Genomic DNA, 24,761 nt, shown 5'->3' with positions numbered 1-24,761 from the left:
ATCGACCTTACGCACGCTCTGAACCACGACGGTTCCAACTGGCGGAGCTTCGTTAGCTCCCGCCGTCGAAGTGCCGTCTGCAAGCACCGCCACCGACCACAGCTCGTTCGGCACCGCCAAGACATCGATCACCGGTGTTCATCACAGGGCCTGTAGAGCAGGAGCAACTCTCGGTTCCGCCGCCTGGAGGTGTCCACGCAAAGTAGTCGTCTCGTACTCGTGCCGGTACAGGCCCCGCGCCCGAAGCCGCGGGATCACCTCGTCGGCAATGACCTCGAGACTGTCGACGAGGATGTCGGGCTGCAGGTTGAACCCGTCGCAGGCACCGGCGAGATACCACTGCTCGATCCGATCGACGAGCTGCTCGGGGGTGCCGACGAATCCGCCGTGCCCGGAACCGGAGTAGCGGGTCTGACGCAGGTACTCGCGCACCGTGGGACGCGTCTGCCGGATCTGTTCGAGGATCGACTCGCGAAAGCCGATGCTGCCCTGGAAGGTTTCGGAGACCGGACCGTTGATCACCTCATCGGGGAACGGCTCGTCCAGTTCGAGGGTGGTGACGTCCACCCCGATCGCGTGTGTGAGCCACGCGGCCGAGTACCAGGAGGGGCTAGTGTCGTACAGCTCGTCGACCCGGCGACGGGCCTCCTCCTCGGTAGACCCGAGGGTGAGCAGCAGACCGGGCAGGATCTTCACCTCGCCCGCCCGGCGTCCGTGACCGGCCGCGGCCGACTTCACCAGCCGATAGTGCTCGCGCGCAGTCTCCTGGGTGATCTCCGCGGCGAACACCCCGTCCGCATACCGGGCGGCAATATCGCGGCCGGCGGGCGAGCCACCCGCCTGGAAGAGCACCGGGCGTCCCTGCGGCGAGGCGGGGGCGACGAAATCGCCCTCGTAGTCGAAATGAGAACCGTGGAAGCGTACGGTCTGACCGGTCTCCGCCGCGGTCCACAGCTGGCGGGTGAGATCGGCGAATTCGGCGGCCCGCTCGTACCGTTCGGTGCGCGCCACGATGTTCGGCAGACCGAAGTTCGCGGCCGAGCGATTGTCGCGAGTGGTTACCAGATTCCACCCGGCACGACCCCCGGAGATGTGGTCGAGGGTGAGGATGCGGCTCGCGAGTTCCACCGGATCGTTGAAGGTCGTCGACGCGGTGGCGAGGAGACCGACCCGCTCGGTGGCCCGTGCGACGTGCGCCCACAACACCGTCGGGTCGAGCCGGATCGGGTTCGCATCATAGGCCGGATCCCCCAGACCCAGCGCGTCGGCGAGGAAGACAGCGTCAAGCGTCGCGCGTTCGGCGAGCCGGCCGATCCGCTCCCAGTACGCGGGTTCGACGAAGTCGCGGGCGTCCAGCAGCGGGGAACGCCACGCGGAGGGGATGTACCCGTAGACGAGGACGTTCACGCCCAGGAGCACGTAACCTTCACGTCGGTTGCCCATCGCCTAGACCCCCTGTCCCTGCGGACGTGCATACGGATTCGAGCCACCGACCGGCACGGTCCCGTTGACGTAGTAGTCGCCGAGGACACGTTCCTTGAACACGCGCGGGTTGTGCGAGGACAGCGTCCGGGCGTTGCGCCAGTGCCGGTCGAGTGCCGATGAGACTGCGGTCGCCGAGGCGCCCAGGGCATCGAAGATCGTCGCCGTGATCTCGAGAACGGAGTCGATGATGACGGACTGGGCCTCGTGGGTGCGGACGGTGGCGTCCACCAGTGCCGACTTCTCCCGCTCGGCGTCGCCGCGAGCGTGTGCGTGAGCGACGACGTCGAGGGTCGCGCTCTGCTTTTCGAGGGCGGCCTCCGCCTGGAACAGTCGCGTGGCGATGCGCCCGATCTGCTGCTGCAGGAGCGGATCTTGCGGCGGTACCTCGCTCACACCGAGCGGGTAGTTGCGGGTGCGGCGTCGCAGGCCCTCGGAGCCGTCGCGGAAGGCGGCGCGGCCGATGCCGACCAGCACCGACAGCAGCGCCGTCTGGTAGAAGAGTCCCTGATACGCGAATCGCTGTTCGGCCGGGAAGGTTCCGTGCTCGTCGACGACCGCGTCCTGGTAGCGGGCCGATCCGCTGGCAGTGGTTTGCTGCCCGAAGCCGTCCCAGTCGTCTATGAGGGTGACGCCGGGCTGCTCCCGCGCCACGAGAGCCGTGACGAGCTCGTCGTTCTCGTTGCGGCCGATGACGTCGAGCCAGTCGGCGTAGAGGCTTCCGGTGGCGTAGTACTTGTTGCCGGTGATGCGGGCGACACCCTCGGACGTGGTGATGCGGGTGCCGATCTCACCGAACTTGGTGTTGCTCGCCTCGGTCCATCCCCCGCCGACGAACTGCCCTTGGCGGAAACGTTCCAGCCAGATCTCCGTCGACGGATGGTCGGGCGAGTTGAGCCGGTCCTCCACGAACGCGAGGTGGTTGCGGAAGATGTGGGCCACATTCGGGTCCGCCTCACCGAGTTCGGCGAGCAGCAGGAAGACCTGCTGGAGGGTGGCGCCGTCGCCGCCGAGCTCGCGTGGGATGCGCAGCCGCGAGAATCCGGCGTCGATCAGCCAGCGGACCTGCTCGTAGGGGAACTCGCGCGTTCGTTCGCGTTGCAGGTTCCCTTCGGCGATGCGGGCGAAGACGGGCCGGTACGTCGCGGCGAGGGTGTCGAACTCCGCGAAGGGGCCCGCGAGGAGCGTGGGGATGTCGGGGGAAGTGGGGGCGACCATTGTGTTCACTTTCTCGGTAGGTCGAATATGACGGCGTCTACGAGACGCGGGCGTCGAAGGTCAGCGGTAGACGCTCGTCGTAGGTGCCGTGAACGCCGGGGCGGCGGATTCGAGCAGAGGAGCCGGTGCGCCGAGTCCGAGGAGGACGCGGAGGGTGCTGTTCGTGTCGGTCGGGACCGCTTCCACGGATGCACCGGACACCGCTCGGGCTCGGTCGAGCAGGTGGGCCGGATCGTCGAGTGCGGACTGCGCCGAGCGCAGCAGCACACCGTCCGCGCCCGCGTCGAGCGCCGCAGTGACGGCGGTATCGGCGCCCTCAGCATCGTCTTCGACCGGAATCTCGATCAGCACAACACTATTCGATAAGCCGAGCTTCGTTCGGATCCGGCTCACGGCACCCGCGGGATCGACAACGCCACCGAGCACGACGAGATCGGCGACGGCCGGGATCTCGGCGAGCAAATCGTCGTCGTCGGCGTACCACGCGAGGACCGGTGCGCCCTGCACCGACGCGGGGGCACTCAGTGGTCCGGCGATGTCGACGACACCGTGGTGGTCGACCCGCCTGATCCGGTCGGACTGCACGAGGATGCCGGATTCCTTGTCGGCGACGATGGAGTCGAGCGGCCAGCTCTGCCACAACCGCGCGATGGCCAGCGCCGCGTCGGCGGCGGTGACGGCACCCAGCTCGGCGCCGCCGTGCCAGGCAGTCTCGCCGTGGCCGCGCGGATCGCGCGCGCCGAACAGCAGTCCGGTGCGCCCGTGGGTGAGGTGGTCGAGCGAGAGCACACGGCGGGCCAGATTGTAGGGCAGGTCGTGGTGCGCTGCGCCGGTGACGACGAGCGGCGGTCCCCCCGCGCCGGCCAGAGCGGTCGCCGCGAGGGACGGATCGATGTCGGTGGGACGGGGGATCGTCCGTCCCGCCTCGGACTGCGGGTTGCGGGCGATACGGTCGATGCCGATCACTCCGAAGGTGGCGCCGGTGGCGGCCCAGCGCTCGGAGACCGCCGCGTCGTCGAGGATGCGCAGCGCCTCCTCTCCGGTGAGACCGACTGCGACGATCGGCCGGCGGGCCGGATGTGACGTCATGACTTGTCGAGTACCTTTCCTGAACCGAGATCGGCGCGCAGCAGGTCGTGGACCTCCGGTGCCCTGTCGGTGTCGTAGAGATCTTCGGTGGGGAACGTGTCGACGAGGCGTCCTTGCGACATCACCCCGATGCGGTCGCACATCCACTCGACGAGCCCCAGTCCGTGCCCGATGAACACGCACGTGAGATCGAGTCGCTCCCGCAGATCGAGAACGAGGTCGACGACCCCGGCCTGCGTGGACACGTCGAGGGCGGAGGTCGGCTCGTCGAGGATCAGCAGATCCGGCGACAGGGCCAGTGCCCGTGCCAGGCAGACCCTCTGAGCCTGGCCTCCGGACAGCGAATGCGGATAGCGGTCGGCGAATGCGGCCGGCAGACCGACAAGTTCGAGGACCTCTGCCACCACGTCCGGCATACCGCTCTTATCGGCCACGGTCCCGAAACGCCGTAGCGGACGGGCGATCTGCTCGCCCACCCGCACGGCGGGATTGAGCGAACCGACGGGATCCTGGAAGACATACTGCAGACGCGGACGGACGGCGCGGAGCGTGTCACGGTCGTTGCCCGAGAGCGGATTCCCTTGGAAGTGCACGGTCCCGGACGTCACGTCCAGCAGACCTCCCATGAGCCGGGCCAGCGTGGACTTGCCCGATCCGGATGCGCCGATCAACCCGTAGATCTCGCCGGACCGCACCTCGAGCGACACATTGTCGACGGCGACGAACTCCGAACGGCGTGTGCCGGTGCCCCAGCCGCCGACGGTGAAACTGCGCGTGACGTTCTCGAGTTTCAGCATCGGGGGAACCGGATCGGATATCACCGCAGCGGGTTCCGTCACCGCTTGGGTGACCGCACCGCCCGACAGTGAGCGGGCACCGCGCCAGTGCGGCAGGGTGTGTCGCTTCCCCAGGCGGGGAACGGCGGCGAGCAGCTGCTTCGTGTAGGGATCGCGGGGCGAGGACAGGACCTCGTCGCGTGTTCCGGACTCCACGACGGCGCCGTTGCGCAGCACGACCACCGAATCGGCGAGGTGTTCCACCACGTCGAAGTCGTGGGTGATGAGCAGCAGGGAGGCGCCGGTGGAGGAGGCCACGTCGCGGAGCAGGTCGAGCACCTGCCGTTGCACGATCGTATCGAGCGCGGTGGTCGGCTCGTCGGCGACGAGCAGCGCGGGCTCGGCCAGGCCGGCCAGCGCGAGCACGACGCGCTGCCGCATCCCGCCGCTGAGTTCATGCGGATAGGAGTTCAGCACCCGCTCCGGATCGTCGAAGCCGACCCGGCGCAGCCAGTTGGCGGCGAGTTCGCGCCGTTCGGCGCGGCGCGTGCGCGGACGGTGCCGCACGAGCACCTCGTCGAGCTGACTGCCGACACGGAAGGACGGATCGAGCGAACTCAGCGGATTCTGGAAGACCATCCCGATGCCGGAACCCCGGAAGGTGTCGAGCCGCTTCTCGCTCAGTCCCGCGAGGTCGACGACCTCACCGGAATCGCTCCGGAACAGGATCGATCCGCCGGTGAGGTTCGCCCCCGGCGGCAGCAGGCCGAGCAGCGCAGAGGCCGTCAGGCTCTTGCCCGAGCCGGACTCCCCGACGAGGGCGAGGACCTCCCCGGACGTGATGTCGAAGCACACGTCGCGGACCGTCGGCTCGTCGTGCGGGTCGCCGTGGAAGGCGATGCGCAGGTCGGTGACCGAGAGGATCCGCTCGGACGTATCCGGGCCGGGCGCGACCGGCAGGCCGGTGTCATGGAGTGTGCTCATCGCCGGGCTCCTCGCCGTGACCGGGGATCGAAGACGTCGTTGAGTCCATCGCCGAGCCAGTTGAAGGCCAGCGCGACGAGCAGAACCGTCAGGCCGGGGATCAGCGCGACGTAGAGGTGACCGGAGATGACCACTTTGGCGCCGGACGCGATCATCTGCCCCCAGTCCGGCGCGGGCGGCTGGACGCCGATCCCCACGGCACTGAGACTGGCCGAGAATACGACCATCGCCCCAACGAGGCTCGTCGCGTAGACGACGATCGGACCCACGACGTTGGGCAGGACCTCCCGCACCGTCAGCGACCAGCGGCCCGCCCCGAGCGAGACCGCAGCCTCGACGTACTCACGTCCACGCTGCTGCTTGACCTCGGCGAACACCACGCGCGTGATGTAGGGGACGACGGCGAAACCGATCGCGAAGACCACGACACCGGCACCTGGGCGGAGCAGCGCGGCGAGCGCGATCGCCACAAGGATGACCGGGAAGGCGAACAGCACGTCCACCACTCGCATGATCAGGCCGGACAGGCGCGGACCGGCGAATCCGGCGGCCAGCGCTGCGGACGATCCGAGGACGGTCGCCGCCGCGACGGCCGCGACGGCGAGCAGCAGTGAGGTGCGGCCTCCCCACAGGAGCCTGCTGAGCAGATCCCGGCCGAGTTCGTCGGTGCCGAGCAGGTGTCCGGGGCTTGCGGGCGGAAGGAACTTGGCCGTGGGGTCGGTCAGGATCGGATCGTAGGGAGCCAGCAGCGGCGCGAGCAGCGAGCACACCGCGACCACCGTGATGACGACGAGGCCGGAGATCAGCTGGGCGCGGTGGCGCCCGTATCCGGACGAGAATCGTCTCCGGGCGACGGCTTCGTCGAGAAGTGTTGCCATCAGGCACCTCTCATACGTGGATTGAGACCGTCGACCACGACGTCGGTGACGAGGTTGACGACGAGATAGCACAGAGCGACCAGCACGATGCCGCCCTGGATCACCGGATAATCCTTGCCGTTGACCGCATTCACCAACTGGGTCCCGATTCCCGGCCAGTTGAAGACGATCTCCACGAAGAACACACCGGTGATCAGCGTGCCGATCTCGAGGCCCGTGATGTTGACGACGCTCGGCAGGATGTTCCGGAAGACGTTCCGGCCGTAGAGGGTCTGCGGGGTGATGCCCTGGGATCGGAAGGTACGGAACCAGTCCGACGAGCGTTCCCGGATCACCCCCACCCGCACGAAGCGCGCCAACACCAGCATCGAGATCAGGGCCGCCGACACCGCCGGCAGGACGAGATGCTGGAGGAGGTCACCGAAACCACCGCCTCCGCGGGATTCCATGCCACCCACCGGCAGCCACTTCAGCTGCAGTGCGAACACACTGATCAGGACGAGGCCGAACCAGTAGACGGACAGGTTGCTGCCGATCTGCACGACCAGCATCACCACCCGGTCGATCCACGTGTTGTGGAAGATGCCGGCCACGAACCCGATCGCGGTACCGAACACCAGGCAGACGACCACCCCGGCCGCCGTGAGGATCAGCGTATTGACGAAATTGGGCACGAGGATGTCGAACACCGGGGTGCCCAGGGTGAGGGACAGTCCGCCGCCGTCGGCGAACAGGTTCTTCACCCACACGAAGTACTGCTCCCACAGCGGCCGGTCGAGTCCGTACGTGGCGCGAATCTCGTCGAGCTGTTCGGGTGTGAATCTCGAGGCGAACTGCGCCTCCACAGGATCTCCCGGTGTGAGTGCACCCAACAGGAACGCGAGCACCGAGACGATCACCAGGATCGGGACGATGTTGAGTGCACGGATACCGATCCGCCGGAGGTGGTTCATCACTCCTCCGCAAGCCAGACGTTGCTCAGGTCGTACCAGTTGGTGGACGCGAAGACGAACCCTTCGACGTTCGGGCCAGTGGCGTAGTAGCGGTTCAGGTTCACCGCCGGGATCACGAGGGCCTTGCTGCGCAACTGTTCCTCGGCAGCCTGCCACAGCGCGATGCGTTGCTCGGCGTCGTCGGCGTAGAGCGCGGTTTCGATCGCCTGGGTGACCTCGGGGTACTGCTCAGGGTTCAGGCCGCGGTTCTTCAGTCCGTTGTAGCCGTTGTGGAGCCACTCCGCATTGGTCTCACCGAACTCATCAATACTCAGACCGTCGCCGGGCTGCGGGTTGTAGACGCGCGCTGAGTAATTCACGCGGTCGAGACTCACCACTTCGGTCTCCACCCCGATCTGCTTCAGGTGCGCCTGCAACCACTGACCGACATTCTCGTTGGCCACATCGACCACGAGGTTGAAACGCAGTTCGCCGGGCCCGTAGCCGGCGTCGGCGAGCAGCTGCCGCGCCCGCTCCGGGTCGTACTCGAAGTCGGTCACCTCGTCGCGGTATGCCTCGTTTCCGGGGGGCAGGAAGGAGTACTGCGGGGTGGCGTAGCCGTTGTAGACCTCGTCGGCGAGTGCCTGCCTGTCAAGGCCGTGGATGAGGGCCTCACGGACACGGTCGTCGTCGAAGACGGGATTGCGCCGGTTGAAGGAGAAGTAGATCAGTTCCGCGCCGGTGCCTTCGGGCACGTCGATGCCGGCATTCTCGAGCGTCTCGACGTCGTCGGGCTGCACGTAGCTGATCAGGTCGACCTCGCCGTTGATCAAGGAGGCCACGCGGGTCTGGTTGTTCGGGATGATGCGGAAGGTGAGCGTATGGAGATGCGGCGGCTCACCCCAGTAGTTCTCGTTGCGTTCGAGTTCGATGCGGTCGCCGATCGCCCGCGAGACGAAGCGGTACGGACCGGTGCCCTCGGGGTGCTCGGCAAAGCCGTCGTTGCCGTAGGTCTCCCACACCACCGGGTTGCCGACGGGCAGGGTGTACATCGACTGGGCGAGGATCCGGGGGAATCCCAGGAAGGGCCGGTCGAATTCGAAGGTGTAGGTGTAGTCGCCGGTGGGCGCCGCGTTGGTGAGGTTCGCGAACCACACCTTCACGCGGCCGGCGCTCTCCTCGTCGAAGTACTCGTAGGACCGGTCCCACACGCGGCGCACGTTCTTGTGCAGCGCCTCCGCATCGAAAGGGCTGCCGTCGTGGAAGGTGACGCCCTCACGTAGCTGAAAGGTCCAGGTCCGTCCGTCCTCGCTGTGGTCCCAACCGGTAGCAAGTACGGGGACGAGTTCGGGGGTGCCGTCGGTGGTGGTCAGATCCTCCCCGACGAGCGGCTCGAAGATGTTGCGGGAGACGCGGTAGGTCTCCCAGAACACCTGCCGGTGCGGGTCCAGGCCGCGCGGCTCGAGGTACAGACCGGTGACGAAATCCCCGCCGTCGACAGGACCGGTTCCCGCGTCGGCCGTCCCCCCACCGGACGCGCACCCCCCGAGGAGCAAGACGGCCGCCAATCCTGCCGACGCGACCGCGAGACGGTTTCTTTTCCGCACTGATCCACACTTTCTTTCGAAACGCACAAGTATCCGGCGGCTGAATCTAACGGCGTCCGTCGAGCAGGTCATCGTATGGAATCACCATGATCGGAAAGCTTCACAAGGTGTGGAAGAATCCCGTCCCGCTCAGCTGCTTCGGACTTGAAATCACTGCAGCGCAAAATTATTGCCTTGTCGACGAAGATCAGGCTAATTTCGACCCGTCTCGGGCAAAGCTGTGTCCACAGCTACGGCAGCGCTCTCGAGTACACCCACCCGAGAATTGCTTCGGCAGGCGCATCGGCACCGATGCGCCTGTCTTTCGTACGACAGGAACACGACATGTCCGCACAATCAGCCGATGGCTCCGCATTCGAATTCGATGTCCGGGTGCTCACGGACGAGCGTGATCTGATCGCGGCCCTGGAGGTGTTCCGCACAGCCATGGTCGGTCTTCCGTGGTCCGCGCCCATCCCTCCCGAGATTGCGGGAAAGTTCTTCGAGGTCGGCAGGACTCTGGGGGCATTCGCCGACGGTGAGCTCGTGGGGACTGTCGACTCGACACGCGGTTCCCTCACGCTGCCCGGCGGACGAACCGTCGCCCATGCTGCGGTGACCCACATCGGAGTGCTTCCCACCCATACCCGCCGCGGAATCGTCTCCCATCTCGTGCGCCGTCAGCTCACCGACGCCCGCGACGCCGGGGAGGTCGTCGCGACACTGCGCGCCTCGGAGGCGACCATTTACGGCCGCTTCGGTTACGGCATCGCGAGCCGGGTCGCCTCGGTCACGGTCGACACGCGCCGTGGTGGGTTCCGGCCCGAGGTGCCGGCGGGAGATCCTGTCCGGCTCCTTCCCGCGGACCAGATGTGGGACGTCCTGCCGACCATCCACGCACGGATTCCGAACACCCGCCCCGGCTTCATCACCCGATCGTCACAGTGGTGGGCGGCGCAGGAGCTGCGCTACGGCCAGGACCGGGGCCCGGCCTACACCGCGGTGACCGGACCGGAGGGAGCCGAGACGGGCTTCGTCCGCTACCACCCTGTCGGTACCGAGACGTGGTTCGGCAACCATGAACGCAGCATCGTCGTCGACGACCTGTTCGCGCCGTCCCGCGAAGCGTTCGTCGGGCTGATCCGGTTCCTGTGGGAACTCGACCTCGTCGACCGGATCGTCTTCCCCGGTCTGCCGGTCGACACGTCATTACCTTGGATGCTGACCGATCAACGTGCCGTCGCCACGAACCACATCCGAGACGAGACGTGGCTGCGGGTCCTCGACGTCGAAGCAGCTCTGCGCGCCCGCACCTACGGCGACGGCGGGTCCCTCGTCCTGGCCGTCCACGACCCGCTGCTGCCCGAGAACACCGGGACGTACCGCATCGCCGACGGGCGCTTCGAGGCGGTGACACCCGGCGTCGCGTCCGATGCCGATCTGGAGACCGACGTCGCGACGCTGGGCAGCGTGCTGCTCGGCAGCATGCACTGGCACCAGCTCGCATATTCCGGCGCAGTGCGTACCGGCTCGGTCGACGCCCTTGCCCGCGCCGACCGGCTCTTCACCACCGGCTCGGCCGCGTTCGCCGGCACGAACTTCTGATCCCGTTTCCCCACCTCTCGAAGGACCATCTGTGAACAGCCATCGACGATCCGCCTCCCGCGCTGTGCGGAACATCGGCGTCGCCGCCACCGCCCTGACGACCCTGCTCGTCTCGGCCTGCACCGGAACCGCGCCTGCCACCCCCACCGGCGATGAGGGTGACATCGTCGCCGGCGGCACCCTGCGGGTCGCCTCCCTCGCATCGGACATGGACTCGCTCGATCCGCTCACCGGCTACGACACCAACGCGTGGGCCGTGCAGCGGGCGATCACCCGCCAGCTGGTCACCTTCCCCGGGTCCACCGGGGAACTCAAGGACGACACCGAGATCGTGCCCGACCTCGCCGAGTCATGGGACGTCAGCGAGGACGGCCGCACCTACACCTTCCACCTGCGGGAGGGCATCACGTACTCGGGTTCGTCGGACCGTGAGATCGTCGCCGGCGACTTCGTGTACGCCGTCAAGCGGTTCTGCGATCCGAACAAGCAGGTCGCGGCCATCAACTACTTCCATCTCTCCTTCGAGGGTTTCACCGAGTTCTGCGACGAGTTCGCGACCGTCCCCACCGGTGACCTCGCCGCGTCGAAGCAGTTCATCGACACCCACGAGATCTCCGGCGTTCAGGCCGTCGACGACAAGACCCTCGCCATCACCGCGCCGTCGAAAGCGTACGACTTCCTCGACATCCTCACGATGAACTTCGTGACACCGCTTCCTCCGGAGGTCGCCTCGCAGTACTTCGGTGACTCGCTCGAATTCCGGCAGAACTTCCCGTCGTCCGGCCCCTACCGGATCGACACCTACCAGCCGGGACAGCAGCTGCTGCTGAAGAAGGTCGAGGGCTACAACCACGACGCCGATCCCGCCCGCGTAGCGTACGTCGACGAGATCGTCATCGACTTCACCACCAACAGCGAAGACAGCGTCGTTCAGAAGGTTCGTTCCGGCGAAGCCGATCTGACCCTCTACATGGACGTTCCACCCCGCGCCGTGCTGAACCAGTACGCTTCGACGAACGATCCCGGCCTTCACACCTCAGACAGCGGTGCAGCGAACTTCGTCGTCATCAACGCCAAACCGGAGGCAACCTTCCCCGGCGCCACCGCCCTACGTGACTCACGCGTGCGTCAGGCCTTCGCCTACGCCGTGAACAAGGCGAATCTCGTTCAGGGCCAGGGCGGCCCGGTCGCCGCGAAGCCGAATGGCCAGATCGTCACATCGACGTTGCTCGGCCACGAACCGTTCGATCCCTACGCCACACCCGACAGCAAGGGTGATCCCGAGAAGGCTCGGCAACTGCTCACCGAGGCCGGCTACCCCGACGGCCTGACTCTCGACGCGGTATACAGGTCCACGGCCCAGTTCGAAACCATCGCCGTGACATTGAAGGAGGATCTCGCGGCCGCGGGAATCACTCTGAACCTCATCGCCCTTCCCGGCACCGAGTACACCTCCTACCTCCAGGATCCGAACTCCCGGTACGACGTCGCGCTGAGCGGTTCGTTCACCCCCGACTGGCAGGGCCGCTCGACCCGCATGCTGCTCGGAGGATGGCTGAACTCGGAGGCCGCACCGTGCGGCAAGGGCAACGTCAACGCCATCTGCTACAGCAACGAGCGCCTCAACGAGCTTGCGCGCCAGGCATTCCCATCGGATGATCCGGCACCGATCTGGGCCGAGGCCGACCGCGTCGTGTCCACCGACCTGCCGTGGATCCCGCTGTTCGAGAAGCGCAAGAACCTCATCTCGTCCGACCGGGTGATCAACTGGACGTGGGCGTCGCTGCCCGCGCAGGCCGACTACGCCAACATCGCGCTGCGTCCGGGGTCCTGAGATGCCGCTCCTGCAGGTCGAAAATCTCGGCGTCTTCTTCCGGGCGACGCCGGTGGTGCACGACGTGTCGTTCTCCGTCGACAAGGGCCGCACCCTCGGCATCGTGGGTGAGTCCGGATCCGGCAAGAGCGTGTCGCTGCTCGCCGCAACGGGACTGCTCGGGCCTGGTGCCGCCGTGAACGGCCATGCCCTGTTCGACGGCACCGACCTGGTGACCGCGCCGCCGCGGCACCTCCGATCGATCCGTGGCAGCGACATCGGCTTCGTATTCCAGGACCCGTCGAGTAATCTGCACCCCCTCATGCCGATCGGCCGACAGATCGGTGAGGCGCTGACGGCGCACCACCGGCTGGACCGGACGACGGTGCGGCGCCGGGTGATCGAACTGCTCGACGAGGTCGGGATTCCCCGGGCGCAGGAGCGGTTGGACGACCGCCCCGTGCACTTCTCCGGGGGCATGCGTCAGCGGGTGATGATCGCGATCGCACTCGCCGACAATCCGCAGCTGGTCGTCGCGGACGAGCCGACCACGGCGCTGGACGCCACCGTGCAGACGTCGATCCTCGCGCTGCTGCGGCGCCTCCAGCAGGACCACGGCATGGCTCTCGTGCTCGTCAGTCACGATCTTGCGGTGGTCTCGGAACTCGCCGACGACGTGGTGGTCATGCGCAACGGACGTGTCGTCGAGAGCGGGCCGGTCGATCGGGTGTACAACACCCCCGCTCATCCGTACACGGCGGAACTGCTCGAGCCGCTCGCACAACCTGTCGCCGCCCCGGCCGGTCCACGACCGGAGCGGCCGGAACTGCTGCGGATCGAGAACGTCTCGAAGGGATTCCGTGTCGCCCACAAGGAGCACCGCCCGGTCCTTCGGGACATCGACCTGCGGATCGGAGAAGGCGAGATCGTCGGCCTGGTTGGCGAATCCGGTTCGGGGAAGTCGACACTGAGCCGCATCGTGACCGGGCTCGACATCGCCGACACCGGCACGGTGAGTTTCCGCGGCACCGCCCACACCGCGTCGAGCCGCAACCGACCGGTGGTGGATCCACAGGTGCGGCGCTCGATCCAGATGGTCTTTCAGGATCCCTACGGAAGCCTGAACCCGCGCCGGAAAATCGAGCAGATCCTCGCAGCGCCGTTCGAACTGAGCACGGACCTGCAGGGACCGCAGATCCGGCGGCAGGTCGGGGAACTGCTCGAGGCGGTGGGACTCCCCCGTGACTTCGCTGACCGCTATCCGGTGCAGCTGTCGGGCGGGCAGCGCCAGCGCGTCGCCATCGCCCGGGCGCTCGCGCTCGACCCCGCTCTCATCGTCGCCGACGAACCGGTGTCGGCACTGGACAAGACCACCGCCCGGCAGATCGTCGAACTGCTGCGCAACCTGCGCGACGAGCGGGGCACGTCGTTGCTGTTCGTCTCGCACGATCTCGGTGTGGTGTCCGCGCTGTGCGACCGGGTCGCGGTCCTACACGACGGGGTGATCGTCGAGCAGGGTTTCACCGACGAGGTGTTCGCCGACCCGGCTCACGACTACACCCGCACCCTGCTGAGCGCGGTGCCGGGCAGCACCCGGAAGGAGACCGTCGATGCCTGATCTGTGGACCGAGCCCGTCAGCGTCGACACCCTCACCGACACGCCACCGCGGAACGGACGGCGGTTGCTAACCGCCCTGATGGAGGACCGTTCGGCGCGCCTCGGCCTGTGGACCGTGGTGCTGGTGATCGTCGCCGCGCTCGCCGCCCCGCTCGTCGCGGCCCTCGTCGGGCACGGCGCCACCGAGCAGTTCCGCGAGACCGCGCTCGACGCCTCGGGTATCCCGATCGGCCCGTCCTCGACCTTCTGGCTCGGCGCCGACGGGGAGGGCCGGGACGTCCTGGTCCGCACCCTCTACGGCACCCGGATCTCCCTGCTGGTCGGGATCCCCGCGACAACGCTGGCGATGGTGATCGGCACGATCGTCGGAGTGGCCTCGGGACTCACCGGCGGAATCTTCGACCGCGTGACCGGCCAGGTGATCGACATGGTGCTGTCGTTCCCCTTCGTCGTGACGGCGCTGAGCCTGCTCGCGCTCAATCGCGGAGCAGACGGCCGGCCCGTGGTCAGCCCCGTCGTGGTGGTGATCGTGATCATCGCCGCGTTCAGCTGGACCTACTTCGCGCGGCTGAGCCGGGGACTGACGGTGACCCTGCGGTCGCGCCCGTTCGTCGACGCCGCGGTAACCCTCGGCGCGAAACGCCGATGGATCCTGTTCCGGGAGGTCCTGCCGAACGTGCTGCCGGTGGTCGTCGTGTACTGGGCCGTGCAGCTTCCCGCGAGCATCGTCGCGGAGGCGACCCTGTCGTTCCTCGGGGTCGGCATCCAGGCGCCTACACCGAGTCTCGGCAACATGATCGCCGACGCCCAGCGCACCTCGTTGTACCAGGTGCAGCCCTGGTATCTGCTCGGCCCGGCGATCGCCCTGTTCGTCATCGTGCTCGGTTTCAATGCGTTCAGCAGCGGGCTTCGCAACGTCCTCGATCCGAAGGGACGGTGACCTCGATGCTCCGGCACGTCACACAACTCCTCACCCGATCGGTGACGACCCTCGTGCTCGTCCTGCTGGCGGCCTTTGCTCTGACCCGCATCGCCTACCGTGATCCGGCCACGATGCTCGCGCCGCGCAACGCCGGTCAAGAAGGCATCGATGCGGTCGCCCGCGCGCTGCGCCTCGACGATCCCTGGCACCTCCAGCTGAAGCACTATCTGTTCCGGGGCCCCGACATCCAGGGGGCTCCCATGGGGCTGGTCAACTGGCCTCCGGCGCTGGGTTATTCGTTCCGCCAGAACACGCCGGTGACGGAACTGATCCTGTCCAAGGTCCCAGTCACCGCGTCACTCGCGCTGGGTGCCCTCGTGATCTGGATGACGCTCTCGTTGGTGTTCGGTGTGGAGGCCGCGCGCCGGGAGGGTACTGCGATCGACCACGGGCTGTCGGCTCTGGCGTATGTCGCGTTGTCGTTGCCGACCTTCCTCACCGGCATGCTGTTGTCGTACTTCCTGTTCTTCACGCTCTCCACCCACGGGATCTACCTCTTCCCGAGCAGCGGATACGTGCCGCTGACGGAGAATCCCTTCGAGTGGGCCCGGCACCTTCTGTTGCCGTGGCTGACTCTGGCGATCGCCGAGATCGGCATCTTCCAACGGGTAGTGCGCGGGTCGATGCTCGAGATGCTCGGCACCGACTTCATCCGCACGGCCCGAGCGAAGGGCCTGTCGGAGCGAGTCGTGCACTATCGGCACGCACTGAAGGCGGCGCTGAACCCGGTCATCACCCTGGGCGGTGTCGAACTCGCCGTGATCATGGGCGGGGCGATCGTGACGGAGACGATCTTCGGCCTCGACGGGGTGGGACGCCTGGCGGTGAACGCAGCTCTCGAAGGGGATTTCCCCGTCGTCATCGGCACTACGGTGTTTGCCGCCGCGGTCTTCGTCACGTGTTCCTTCGTCGTTGATATAGCCACGAAGCTGAGGGAGCCATTGCGTACATGAATCGTCCGCAGACCGTCCCCAGGCAGATCGATGTTTCAAAAGTCCGATGCCTCGCGTGGCCCCTCTGCTCTCGCAGATCGACCGACAGGTCGCCAAACTCGGACGCATCACCAGGGTCCGCTCCACTCATTTCTGGGCCGTCCTCATAGCAAAACCCGCGACCCGTGCTTGCCGAGGAAATTGTCCTCGACAAGGATCTACAACGGTCCCAACGCGGCGAACATGTGCATCCTGTTTCAGACCGGGACCGACACTAGCTGAATACGTGCACGTCCGGCGGGTCGCTTCCGCGCGCGCTGCATGCGGCGGACAGTACTGCGATCGCCGATAAGGCGGGCCTTACGTCAACTCGCTGGGATTCCCACATGGCAGAACGATTCCGCGCAGCACCGGTTGCACCCTCGACCGACCGCGGGACGACATCCTTCGAGAGTCCGCACGGGCAGTTCCTAGTCCTCTACGTGCGATTGTTGATCATCCGCCAGCCTCGACACGATCCCCCTCGAGTTTGTGAATCTCGATCCGGCCGCATCGACCGCCGGCCTGCGGGACGCAGATCTGTCTGCCGTACGCGATCGACATCCGCGTACGGCGACAGGCTCTGCAACAAGTGGTGTGATTGGGTGCTGGATCCGCGTGCGGACGAGCAGGCGATGCAGGACCCCGCGCTGCGGGTCGCTGCGACAGCCGAGCAGATCTGGGCGTCTCGTGCGGTGATCGAATGAGCCACGGGTGTGCTGATGGAACGGTACGGTCTCGCCTCCGACCGGGCGAAGCAGACGCTGCTGCAATTCCCGTGTTTCCCGTTCCTTCACCGATGCGCCAGAGCCGTGCATTCCGGTCATCGGAACAGATCGACAGGCCCGCAAGAAATCCTCCTACTCTGCCTGGACGTCGGACGATACGGAAGGGATCGCATGGTGCTGCTCGAGAACAAGGTCGCGTTCATCACCGGTGCTGCACGCGGGCAGGGACGCAATCATGCTGTGCGCTTCGCGCAGCAGGGCGCCGATATCATCGCCTTCGACATCTGCGCCTCGGCCTCCGACGACACTGGTTACCCACCGTCTACTCCCGAGGATCTCGTGGAGACCGCGCGTCTGGTCCGTGCTGAAGGGCGCGACATCCTCACTATGGTTGGTGACGTGCGAAAACAGGCAGCACTGCAGGCTGCGGTCGAGGCGGGAGTCGAACGCTTCGGCCGTCTCGACGTCGTTGTCGCGAATGCAGGGATCTCTACGTGGAACCGCTTCTGGGAGATGCCCGAAGAGCAGTGGACCACCATGATCGATATCAATCTCAACGGGGTGTGGCGCACCCTCACAGCCTCGGTGCCCGCCATGATCCAGGGTGGACGCGGCGGATCGATCGTCGTCGTCAGCTCCGCCGCCGGAATCAAGGCGGGACCCGGCGCATCCCATTACACATCCGCCAAGCACGGCCTGGTGGGCCTGACGAAGACCGCAGCGATCGAACTGGGAGAGTTCGGAATTCGTGTCAACTCTGTTCACCCCGGCGCGGTGGACACCCCGATGGGGCAAGATACGAACGTCGGCCGGTTGCTTGCGCAACACCCGCGCTATGTCGACAGTTACAAGTGGCCCCTGGCAGGCCTGAGCAAAAGCAGTGTGGACGACATTACAGACGCCGTGCTGTATCTCGCGAGCGACCGAGCGCGCACGATCACCGGCTCACAACTGGTGCTGGACCTGGGGATCACCACGATCTGAGACGTCACCGAACGACACGTGACACCACTCGCCGGCAACCCGCTTCCGAAACAGATCGATCATCTCGCACAGTCGAACTCGAACCGCCCGAGCAACGCGCCCAGGGAAGACCGTCGAACTCGACGAGATCCGCGGCATCGAACTCCGACCTAGACCGAACGTCCGAACTCACCGTAGCCGCTGGATCAGTCCCGACTTCAGGTAGGCACGAAGCCGGAGGGCCCTTCCGTTCGTATAAGGCAAATACGCGAGCTCGCAACCGCCGTAAAAGATCTTGGCTGGATCGCATCTGTGTGTCCTGAGTCGAGCCTCGGTCGCGGTGGGCTTGATCATCGCCGTGTTTCGAACGCTACGGACCGGGCAGACCAGCACTCTCGAGTAGTGTGCGCACTTCGGCCTGCACGATTTCGTGGTCACGCTTCAGGTCATCGGTATGTGGCAAGTACAACATCGCCTCCTCGACTGCAGCAACCAATAGACGTGCGCGTATCGACGTGTGAATCGACGGTCCTTGTCGGTCGAATTCGAAGGGTTCCCGCATGGCCGCGATGCTGTGCAGGAGCGGTTCCTGAGCTCTCCACATGTCGATCCACCCGAGGACGGCCGGTCCTTCGATCAGCACCAACCGGCGCACCACCGGGTCGTTAGCGGAATCGAGGGCAGTCAGCACCGTACCAACGAACGCTGCCCACGAATCGCTAACCACCCCCGCTGGAACAAGAGTTTCCGCTATCTCCCTCTGCGCGCGCTCGATCACACCTCGGAACAGTTCGCGTTTGTTCGCGAAGTGATGGTAGAGGGCACCTCTGGTTACACCTGCTAGGCCACGATCTCCTCGGTTGTAGCTTTGCCGTACCCGTCCCTGAGAAAAACCTGGAGCGCTGCATCCAACAGCGCGGTCTGCGTCCGAGCCGTGTTCCGGACTTGTCCGGCTGCTTCTACCGTTCTTTTCATCAGTACCCTTCGCGATTCCAATTGCGTTGGGAGAAATTCAGACCAATGGAGAAACTCATTTTGTAGCGTGACCTGATCTTGAAGGTATGCGACGTAGCTGCAGAAGGTTTGAGGAGTTTCGCTCCCAATGCTCGGTCAACGAACTGTCAGGACGCCCTCGAGCGCCGACATGCGGGCGAAGGTGCCGAGATTGAGCATGTACCGGAATAGTCCCGAGCACGGCGTTGGAAAGAAGATTAATGACGAATCGGCACCGGACAACCTGACGCAGCAGACCCGCTACTCACAGTGACGAAGCCCGGTCAATTTCCACAGCAATGATTGAAAAAGGCTAATTCCAAACATGGTAAGCGGACGCCTTGCGTCCACCGCCGCCAGGCACCTGGTCTCTCACCCAGTTGTCACTTGCCGCAGCGACGCTATTCCTTTTCACGATTACGCTACGTTCCGCCTACCGGTGCGCAACGAGAAGCTGTGCACAGTTCAGCGGTTCCGCCATACGGGCGGTCGTTTCTCAGTGAATGCGGAGGCACCTTCCAACGCGTCTTCGCTGGCACAGACCGCGTCGGATTCGGCTGAATTGACTTGCCAGATACGGTCATCGAGTCCGGCTGCTTGCGCGTGCGACATGGTCTTCTTGCTTGCGCGTACCGCGACGGGTGCGTTGGCTGCGATGAGGTGAGCCAGACGTAATGCTTCGGGCAATACTTCGGAGGGCTGAACTACGGAGTTGACCAGCCCCCAACGCAGGGCCGCCTCGGCCGAAACAGGTTCGCCGGTGAAGATTGCGTGCGCGGCGATCTTCGCCGGCATCTGCCCCGGAAGACGTATGAGACCTCCGCCTCCCGCGATGAGACCACGTTTGACCTCCGGCAATCCGAGCGTGGCTTCGGAGCTGAGCACAGCGAGATCACACGCCAGAACGATCTCGGTACCACCGCCCACCGCCACCCCGTTGACTGCGGCGATAAGCGGCTTGGACACGTAGTGCTGGACCAAGCCGGCAAAGCCCCACTCCGGATGGTTCGTCGGCAGCACGGAACCACCATCGGCGAAGGCCTTGAGATCGGCGCCGGCGCAAAAGGCCCGTCCCGCTCCGGTCAAAACGCCGACTCGCAGACCGGGGTCACGATCGATCTCATCGAGAACGGCGCCCAACGCGTCGGACAGAACGGCGTTGACGGCATTGAGAACCCGGGGCCGGTTGAGGGTGATGACTCCTACAGGCCCGTCTCGGCGGAGTAGTACGACGTTCTTCTCCTCGTCGTGCATCGCCGTATGCGCGTCTTCGGACGCAAGACCTCGAACAATGTCCCGACCGTCGTCGGGCCCAGCGCCGGTCACCGGAGCGACTTTGCCGTCCACCGTACTCATCTGATCCTGTCCCTCCATTCGCATCGAATCTCAGCACGACATCAGAGGTTACGTTCGCATGGCAACCCAACTCTTGAAGACCGGGACCGACACGCCGCCCGCTCGAGTACGGCCGCAGCAAATTTCGACCCGGAACAGAAAGGGACATGCCAGGACTCACTCGAACCGGAACCTCGGCTTCGACCTCAACAGCAAAGGGTCGGCATCGCCGGACACATCGACCCCGAACTTCCCGCCGTCGGTGTGCCCCTCGAGCACGCAATCGACGAGGCAGACAGCTCTTTCACGCAGCCCGATATCATGTCTATACAGTGCCCCTCAGGCCACCGTCCGGCGCTGGCCTCGCCCCGGGACCAACCAACGGAACTGTCAGTGGGCAGGAGCGAGCCAGACCACCGCCTCGATTGCGTTGTCCGGCCTGATAATCACCACCGGCAAACCAGCGCCCAAGAACGTCTGATCCGGACAGAGTCGCCGAAGTCCCTCATGGGACTTGGTCAGTGCCAGCAGCAGCGCCTGCACGGCATCGACACCCCCGCCGCCCCTCGTACGAGACACCCGCGGGCGCGCTGATCCGGAAGGTGCAATAGTGATCGCCCGCAGGATCTGCAACGACGAACGGCCGCGGAGCGTTCACCTCGAGCACCACCGGACCCTGGGAACTATCGAGGGTCCGGGTGAGCATGATGTCATCGGGCACGAACGCCGCAATCTCGTCCACGCCCGAAGTTCTACCAATACAGTCGGCACGGCACTCCGCGTACCGGGTCTGCAAGCACCACCCGGGCATGACTCGTCCCGGAGAAGGAGGGGACTAGAGAGGCGACCGAGTCTGATCCGACCCCATGGTCCCGCTCCCTACGGTCACCAACGGCGCCGGAGGTAATGCCTGTGCCCTCATCCGAACGCGGCAACCGACGGTGCCCGCCCGCGGCGTGCACAACCACACTCGTTCTGGTGAGATCCCCACCCTGACATTCCCTGCTCGGCCACGTTGATCATATTGTCGAACGCGATCTCGGTCAGATCGCCGTCCTCGAGCTCCTGCAACGGGGTCAGGCGGTCGCCGATGCCGAAGGGGTACGCCACCAGGACGTGACCCCTTCGGATCCTCGGCAGCCCCCGACTTACGAGATGCGCCGCACATCCCTCGAGCGTCGGCCAGTGCGCGGATGTCAGCGCTTCTGGTACTTGACGCCCAGCGCCAGAACGATCGCGATGGCGCAGGCAAGCACAAGCATCGTGCAGACCATGCCGAGCGCCGCGACTGTCGGAGTCGACGTTCCTGGTACCACGAAAGAAGCCAGGAGAACTGTCGTGATCGATGTGCCCACCGCCATTGCCGCGGTGCGCACCACCGACTGACTGCCGGTGACCTCGCTGGTGTTGTGCTCCGGGACGAATTCGACGAGGAGGTTCGGCAGCGCTGTGTACGCGAATGCGGTCGCTACCGATACGACGACGACCAGCGCGGTCATTCCGGCGACCGAGCTCCGGAAGGCGAAGAATCCGGCACATGCGACGAGGAACAGGGTGGTGCCGAGCAGCAACGATGCACGCGCACCGACCGCTGCGGCGATCTTGCCCGCCAGCGGCGTGAACAACATTCCGATCATCGCTCCCACGAACGACAACATCCCCGCGTATGTGGCCGAGAGTCCCAGACCGAACGGTGCGCTCGTCGGTGTCTGCATGATGATCGGGACGAGCATGGTTGTCACGCCGATCGGGCCGACGCCCAGTGCGATCGTCGCGAGCATGGTCAGGGCGATGTTGCGTTCGGCGAACAGACGGAGATTGACGATCGGTGACGTGCGGCCCAGCTCCCACCACACCCACCACGCGAAGATCACGACTCCGGCGAGAAGCAGACCGAGCACGCGAGTATCACTCCATCCCCAGGTTTTGCCCTGGGTGAGTGCCAACAGAATCGTGGAGACCGATACCGCAAGGCCGGCTGCACCGACGAAGTCCACCTGCCGGTGCTCGGCAGCATTGCGACGACGCCACGGCAGCACCGCCTCGATCAGCACGATGCACGCGACGGCGTAGGCGGCGGTGACGACGAAGATGTACCGCCAGTCACCCAGATCGATGATCAGTCCGGCAACCAGAAGCGATGCCGCACCGGCGGCCACGGCAGACCCGGAGATCAGCGCGATTGCCATCGGCACCTTCTTCGCCGGCAGATGTTCCCGGGCGAGACCGATACACAGGGGCAGGATGGCGCCGGCGACACCCTGAATCGCGCGTCCGGCGATGATGCCCCCGAGCGTACCGAAAGCCACGCTGATGAGGGAACCGAGTGCAGCACAGACCAGAACGATGATCAGTACGCGTTCGCGGCCGTACATGTCGCCGAGCCTGCCGCATACCGCCGCGGAGGCCGCGGCAACGAGCAGGAACGCGGTGACGGTCCAACCGACAATGGAGGCGTCGGCTTCGAAGACGCGGGCGAACGTCGGCAACGCGGCGTACATCATCGATGTTTCGAAGGCGCTGATCACCTCCACCGCGATCAGGACGGCCACGATCACCCACACGGGCCGGTTCCGCTCATACCGACGCTCGCTGCGTGTCGTTGGCCGTCGATCAACTGTGGCCACTGTGCTCATGGGCGCTCCTGTAGTCCTTTTGATCCCCCGGAAGGCACCGTACGATTGTGTTGCCGATCACAATGCCCGAATACCGCTCAGCGGGACCTGCCCCGACGCGCCCTGAGCCTGTGACCACCATTCGACACAGCCATTGCGGCACCGAACAACATGAAGGAATCGTTCAGAAGCTCCGAGACATACCGACGAAGGAGGAACGAAGCAGGGTCCTTCCGATGTCGAGGAATCAACCGGTTCTGAACGGGTGCATGCTCGCCTGGCAGGAAGTGCTGACTTGACTGCAGTCGCCCTTTCCCCGCCGAACACAAGATCCACGGTCGACAGCACAGGGGCGACACCCTGTAGACGCAGCGCACCGGTCGGTCCAGACCTACCGCCACATCCTGGTCGCCACATCGATCCCCAGACTCCACCGGCATCCGGTGAAAATCGACGAGCAACGACGAAATCGCGGTCCACTACGCCGCCACCGTGCGTATCACCGCGGTCAGTCAGTGGCTGCAATCAGCCGCTTTGTGAAACACGGCCCAGACCAGCAATATTCACCACTGTTGCGTCGAGTCGGTGGAGTCAACCGTCCGCACATGATTGCGGCATCAAGTGACATGAGTCACATCTTGGAATCGTTAGTGACCGCATTCATAGTCCGTGCTATCTTTCGTCACGAACTGAGGCCACCGATTTCATAAGCGGCCACAGTACCCTCCGGGGTCAACCGTCACGCGCGTCGAGGTTCTGTGCACCGCAGTGCCTTTCGAGCGAAGTGATCCACCGTCACATACACCTGTCGATCTCTGCTGCCCGCAGATCGGCGTGCTCGACCGCGCCATCCCGCAAGGACAGGCGCCGCACACACCACAGTAGGGGTATCCATTGAGCAACAAGCACGCATCCGGACTGCGCCGCGCCGCCCGGATCGGCGGCGTCGCCGCTGCCGCCATCGCACTGGGGTTCGCCTCCGCAGGCGCGGCACACGCCGACACCTTCGTTCCCCTGCCCGACGGTGAGCAGATCGTCGGCACCCACAAGATCACACGAACCGCCGAAAGCGCGCTGATCTCGCCGTCGCTCGCGGCCAACGGCGCCGGCCGCGTCGCGTGGGTCTCGGGAACCGTCACAGCCACGGTGACCGGGCTTCCCGCCGGCCTCGAGGCCGGACCGACCAACGGCGGTATCGCCAAGGACGCCAACGGCACCCAGGGCACCTCCACCAACGGTGTTCCGCGTCTGACGACCGGCTACATCGTCGGCTGCCAGGTCGACGTCAGCAAGATGTCGGGAACCCTCGGTTTCAACATGGGAATGTCGGCGGACCTGGTCAAAGAATCCATGGGCGGCAACGTCGGCGGAACCGCCTCACTGGCGATCCCCCTCAGCGCCGGCCAGGTCAAGTTCGTTCCGGTACAGGCCAGAGACATCAAGGCCGACGGGACGTACACGATCCAGTACCAGGACGCACAGCTCGAGGTCCAGGGCTGCGGCGGCTACGCCCAGGCCCGCGCCTACACGGTCCTGGAAGTGACGGGCAACGACTACGTCAAGACCACGCTGTACGGCCAGCCGTTCAGCATCGGCTGACCCAGCCCGAGACCGTAATTCCCGCCTCCTCGCTACGCGCGAGACCCGACCTCGAGAGTAGAAACACATGAAGACCAGCGTCATCAGCGGCCTCAAGATGGCCGGCGTGGGCGCGACGATCGCCGTGGCCCTCGGATTCGCTTCCGCAGGTGCCGCCAACGCCGATACCTTCGTCCCGCTGCCGGATGGAAACATCTCCCAGACTCTGCCGGACGGCACCGTCGTGACCGTCACACGCACCGGCGAGACGGCGAATATCTCCCCGTCGATGGGGGCCACGCCCCTGCACCGCAACGTCTGGGTGTCCGGCAATGCAAAGGTCGAGCTCAGCGGACCGGGCGCACAGATCGGTGGCCGCATCCAGCCCGGCTACATCGTCGCCTGCCAGCTCTCGCTCACCGCGAACCTCAACGGCGGCCTGAACGCCGGCGGCGGCATCACCGGCACCGCGACCGCGACGACACAGTCCGGGACCCTCGGTGCCAACGCCGGTGCGGGAATCACCCTCGCACCCAACCAGGCGTATGACTACAAGGTCATCGACATCACCACCACCGACGCGTTCGGCGCCGAGACGCACCGCAACTTCAACAC

19 protein-coding genes and 1 pseudogene are annotated in these 24,761 nt (G+C 65.6%); 8 read left to right on the top strand and 12 right to left on the bottom strand.

What is annotated here, in order from left to right; all coding sequences use genetic code 11:
* Positions 1–141: 141 nt before the first annotated feature.
* From ACLBYD_RS26295 to ACLBYD_RS26265, 7 genes are read right to left on the bottom strand one after another with little or no spacing between them, the layout of a single operon-like run.
* Positions 142–1,443 carry an NtaA/DmoA family FMN-dependent monooxygenase gene (locus tag ACLBYD_RS26295; protein WP_447818723.1) on the bottom strand — a complete coding sequence of 434 codons (1,302 nt, stop codon included), beginning with the start codon at positions 1,441–1,443 and terminating at the stop codon, positions 142–144.
* A gap of 3 nt (positions 1,444–1,446) precedes the next feature.
* Positions 1,447–2,700, bottom strand: coding sequence for an acyl-CoA dehydrogenase family protein (locus ACLBYD_RS26290; RefSeq protein ID WP_338139680.1), 1,254 nt, complete (start codon positions 2,698–2,700; stop codon positions 1,447–1,449).
* Between the two features lie 60 nt (positions 2,701–2,760).
* The gene (locus ACLBYD_RS26285; protein ID WP_447818722.1) at positions 2,761–3,789 is read right to left on the bottom strand and encodes a hypothetical protein; all 1,029 of its coding nucleotides are present in this window, start codon (positions 3,787–3,789) and stop codon (positions 2,761–2,763) included.
* Entirely contained in the window at positions 3,786–5,549 is a 1,764-nt protein-coding gene (gene nikE, locus ACLBYD_RS26280; protein ID WP_229583477.1) for a nickel ABC transporter ATP-binding protein NikE, read from the bottom strand. Before nikE ends, ACLBYD_RS26285 begins: the two co-directional genes overlap by 4 nt.
* Positions 5,546–6,427: an ABC transporter permease gene (locus ACLBYD_RS26275; RefSeq protein WP_229583475.1), complete on the bottom strand. Its 882-nt coding sequence runs from the start codon at positions 6,425–6,427 to the stop codon at positions 5,546–5,548. Before ACLBYD_RS26275 ends, nikE begins: the two co-directional genes overlap by 4 nt.
* Positions 6,427–7,380 carry an ABC transporter permease gene (locus ACLBYD_RS26270; protein WP_447818721.1) on the bottom strand — a complete coding sequence of 318 codons (954 nt, stop codon included), beginning with the start codon at positions 7,378–7,380 and terminating at the stop codon, positions 6,427–6,429. The genes ACLBYD_RS26275 and ACLBYD_RS26270 overlap by 1 nt, the downstream gene beginning before the upstream one ends.
* Complete coding sequence (locus ACLBYD_RS26265) at positions 7,380–8,966, bottom strand: ABC transporter substrate-binding protein (RefSeq protein ID WP_186455258.1); 1,587 nt, start codon at positions 8,964–8,966, stop codon at positions 7,380–7,382. The genes ACLBYD_RS26270 and ACLBYD_RS26265 overlap by 1 nt, the downstream gene beginning before the upstream one ends.
* Positions 8,967–9,290: 324 nt before the next feature.
* Here ACLBYD_RS26265 and ACLBYD_RS26260 point away from each other — a divergent pair, with 324 nt between their 5' ends.
* From ACLBYD_RS26260 to ACLBYD_RS26235, 6 genes are all read left to right on the top strand, one after another.
* Positions 9,291–10,550: a GNAT family N-acetyltransferase gene (locus ACLBYD_RS26260; protein ID WP_447818720.1), complete on the top strand. Its 1,260-nt coding sequence runs from the start codon at positions 9,291–9,293 to the stop codon at positions 10,548–10,550.
* Positions 10,551–10,581: 31 nt separating this feature from the next.
* The gene (locus tag ACLBYD_RS26255; RefSeq protein ID WP_447818719.1) at positions 10,582–12,384 is read left to right on the top strand and encodes an ABC transporter substrate-binding protein; all 1,803 of its coding nucleotides are present in this window, start codon (positions 10,582–10,584) and stop codon (positions 12,382–12,384) included.
* A gap of 1 nt (position 12,385) precedes the next feature.
* A complete protein-coding gene (locus tag ACLBYD_RS26250) occupies positions 12,386–13,981 on the top strand; it encodes a dipeptide ABC transporter ATP-binding protein (protein ID WP_447818718.1) in 1,596 nt (531 codons plus the stop codon).
* A complete protein-coding gene (locus tag ACLBYD_RS26245; RefSeq protein ID WP_229581371.1) occupies positions 13,974–14,921 on the top strand; it encodes an ABC transporter permease in 948 nt (315 codons plus the stop codon). Before ACLBYD_RS26250 ends, ACLBYD_RS26245 begins: the two co-directional genes overlap by 8 nt.
* Before the next feature lie 5 nt (positions 14,922–14,926).
* Positions 14,927–15,916, top strand: coding sequence for an ABC transporter permease (locus tag ACLBYD_RS26240; protein ID WP_447818717.1), 990 nt, complete (start codon positions 14,927–14,929; stop codon positions 15,914–15,916).
* Between the two features lie 917 nt (positions 15,917–16,833).
* Entirely contained in the window at positions 16,834–17,646 is an 813-nt protein-coding gene (locus tag ACLBYD_RS26235) for a mycofactocin-coupled SDR family oxidoreductase (RefSeq protein ID WP_229581370.1), read from the top strand.
* Between the two features lie 349 nt (positions 17,647–17,995).
* On the opposite strand, the gene ACLBYD_RS26230 is transcribed toward ACLBYD_RS26235, so the two are convergent.
* The 5 genes and pseudogenes from ACLBYD_RS26230 to ACLBYD_RS26210 all read right to left on the bottom strand — a co-directional run bounded on the left by ACLBYD_RS26230 (position 17,996) and on the right by ACLBYD_RS26210 (position 22,511).
* Positions 17,996–18,403 (bottom strand): hypothetical protein, encoded by a 408-nt coding sequence (locus tag ACLBYD_RS26230; protein WP_447818716.1) that lies wholly within the window; start codon positions 18,401–18,403, stop codon positions 17,996–17,998.
* 30 nt (positions 18,404–18,433) lie between these two features.
* Positions 18,434–18,616: pseudogene (locus ACLBYD_RS26225) on the bottom strand (hypothetical protein); the annotation flags it as partial.
* A 467-nt stretch (positions 18,617–19,083) separates the two neighbouring features.
* Positions 19,084–19,872, bottom strand: coding sequence for an enoyl-CoA hydratase-related protein (locus tag ACLBYD_RS26220; RefSeq protein ID WP_447818737.1), 789 nt, complete (start codon positions 19,870–19,872; stop codon positions 19,084–19,086).
* A 999-nt stretch (positions 19,873–20,871) separates the two neighbouring features.
* Positions 20,872–21,063, bottom strand: a complete 192-nt coding sequence (locus ACLBYD_RS26215) for a hypothetical protein (RefSeq protein WP_447818715.1) — start codon at positions 21,061–21,063, stop codon at positions 20,872–20,874.
* 86 nt (positions 21,064–21,149) lie between these two features.
* Positions 21,150–22,511, bottom strand: coding sequence for an MFS transporter (locus tag ACLBYD_RS26210; RefSeq protein ID WP_447818736.1), 1,362 nt, complete (start codon positions 22,509–22,511; stop codon positions 21,150–21,152).
* A gap of 951 nt (positions 22,512–23,462) precedes the next feature.
* Between ACLBYD_RS26210 and ACLBYD_RS26205 the strand changes: the two genes are divergently transcribed.
* Together ACLBYD_RS26205 and ACLBYD_RS26200 are read left to right on the top strand one after the other, a co-directional pair.
* Positions 23,463–24,167, top strand: coding sequence for an MspA family porin (locus tag ACLBYD_RS26205; RefSeq protein ID WP_447818714.1), 705 nt, complete (start codon positions 23,463–23,465; stop codon positions 24,165–24,167).
* Between the two features lie 67 nt (positions 24,168–24,234).
* A partial coding sequence (locus ACLBYD_RS26200; protein ID WP_447818713.1) for an MspA family porin occupies positions 24,235–24,761 on the top strand: 527 nt, incomplete at its 3' end.

This window comes from Rhodococcus sp. C26F (assembly GCF_053345925.1).
Note: the sequence above shows the minus strand (reverse complement) of the source record. Positions and strands in the feature narration are given on the sequence as shown.

Coding starts and splice junctions, on each gene's coding strand:
- ACLBYD_RS26285 (WP_447818722.1), bottom strand. CDS start 3,789: ATGACGTCACATCCGGCCCGCCGGCCGATCGTCGCAGTCGGTCTCACC.
- ACLBYD_RS26240 (WP_447818717.1), top strand. CDS start 14,927: ATGCTCCGGCACGTCACACAACTCCTCACCCGATCGGTGACGACCCTC.
- ACLBYD_RS26220 (WP_447818737.1), bottom strand. CDS start 19,872: ATGCACGACGAGGAGAAGAACGTCGTACTACTCCGCCGAGACGGGCCT.
- ACLBYD_RS26245 (WP_229581371.1), top strand. CDS start 13,974: ATGCCTGATCTGTGGACCGAGCCCGTCAGCGTCGACACCCTCACCGAC.
- ACLBYD_RS26250 (WP_447818718.1), top strand. CDS start 12,386: ATGCCGCTCCTGCAGGTCGAAAATCTCGGCGTCTTCTTCCGGGCGACG.
- ACLBYD_RS26270 (WP_447818721.1), bottom strand. CDS start 7,380: ATGAACCACCTCCGGCGGATCGGTATCCGTGCACTCAACATCGTCCCG.
- nikE (WP_229583477.1), bottom strand. CDS start 5,549: ATGAGCACACTCCATGACACCGGCCTGCCGGTCGCGCCCGGCCCGGAT.
- ACLBYD_RS26275 (WP_229583475.1), bottom strand. CDS start 6,427: ATGGCAACACTTCTCGACGAAGCCGTCGCCCGGAGACGATTCTCGTCC.
- ACLBYD_RS26260 (WP_447818720.1), top strand. CDS start 9,291: ATGTCCGCACAATCAGCCGATGGCTCCGCATTCGAATTCGATGTCCGG.
- ACLBYD_RS26235 (WP_229581370.1), top strand. CDS start 16,834: ATGGTGCTGCTCGAGAACAAGGTCGCGTTCATCACCGGTGCTGCACGC.
- ACLBYD_RS26295 (WP_447818723.1), bottom strand. CDS start 1,443: ATGGGCAACCGACGTGAAGGTTACGTGCTCCTGGGCGTGAACGTCCTC.
- ACLBYD_RS26290 (WP_338139680.1), bottom strand. CDS start 2,700: ATGGTCGCCCCCACTTCCCCCGACATCCCCACGCTCCTCGCGGGCCCC.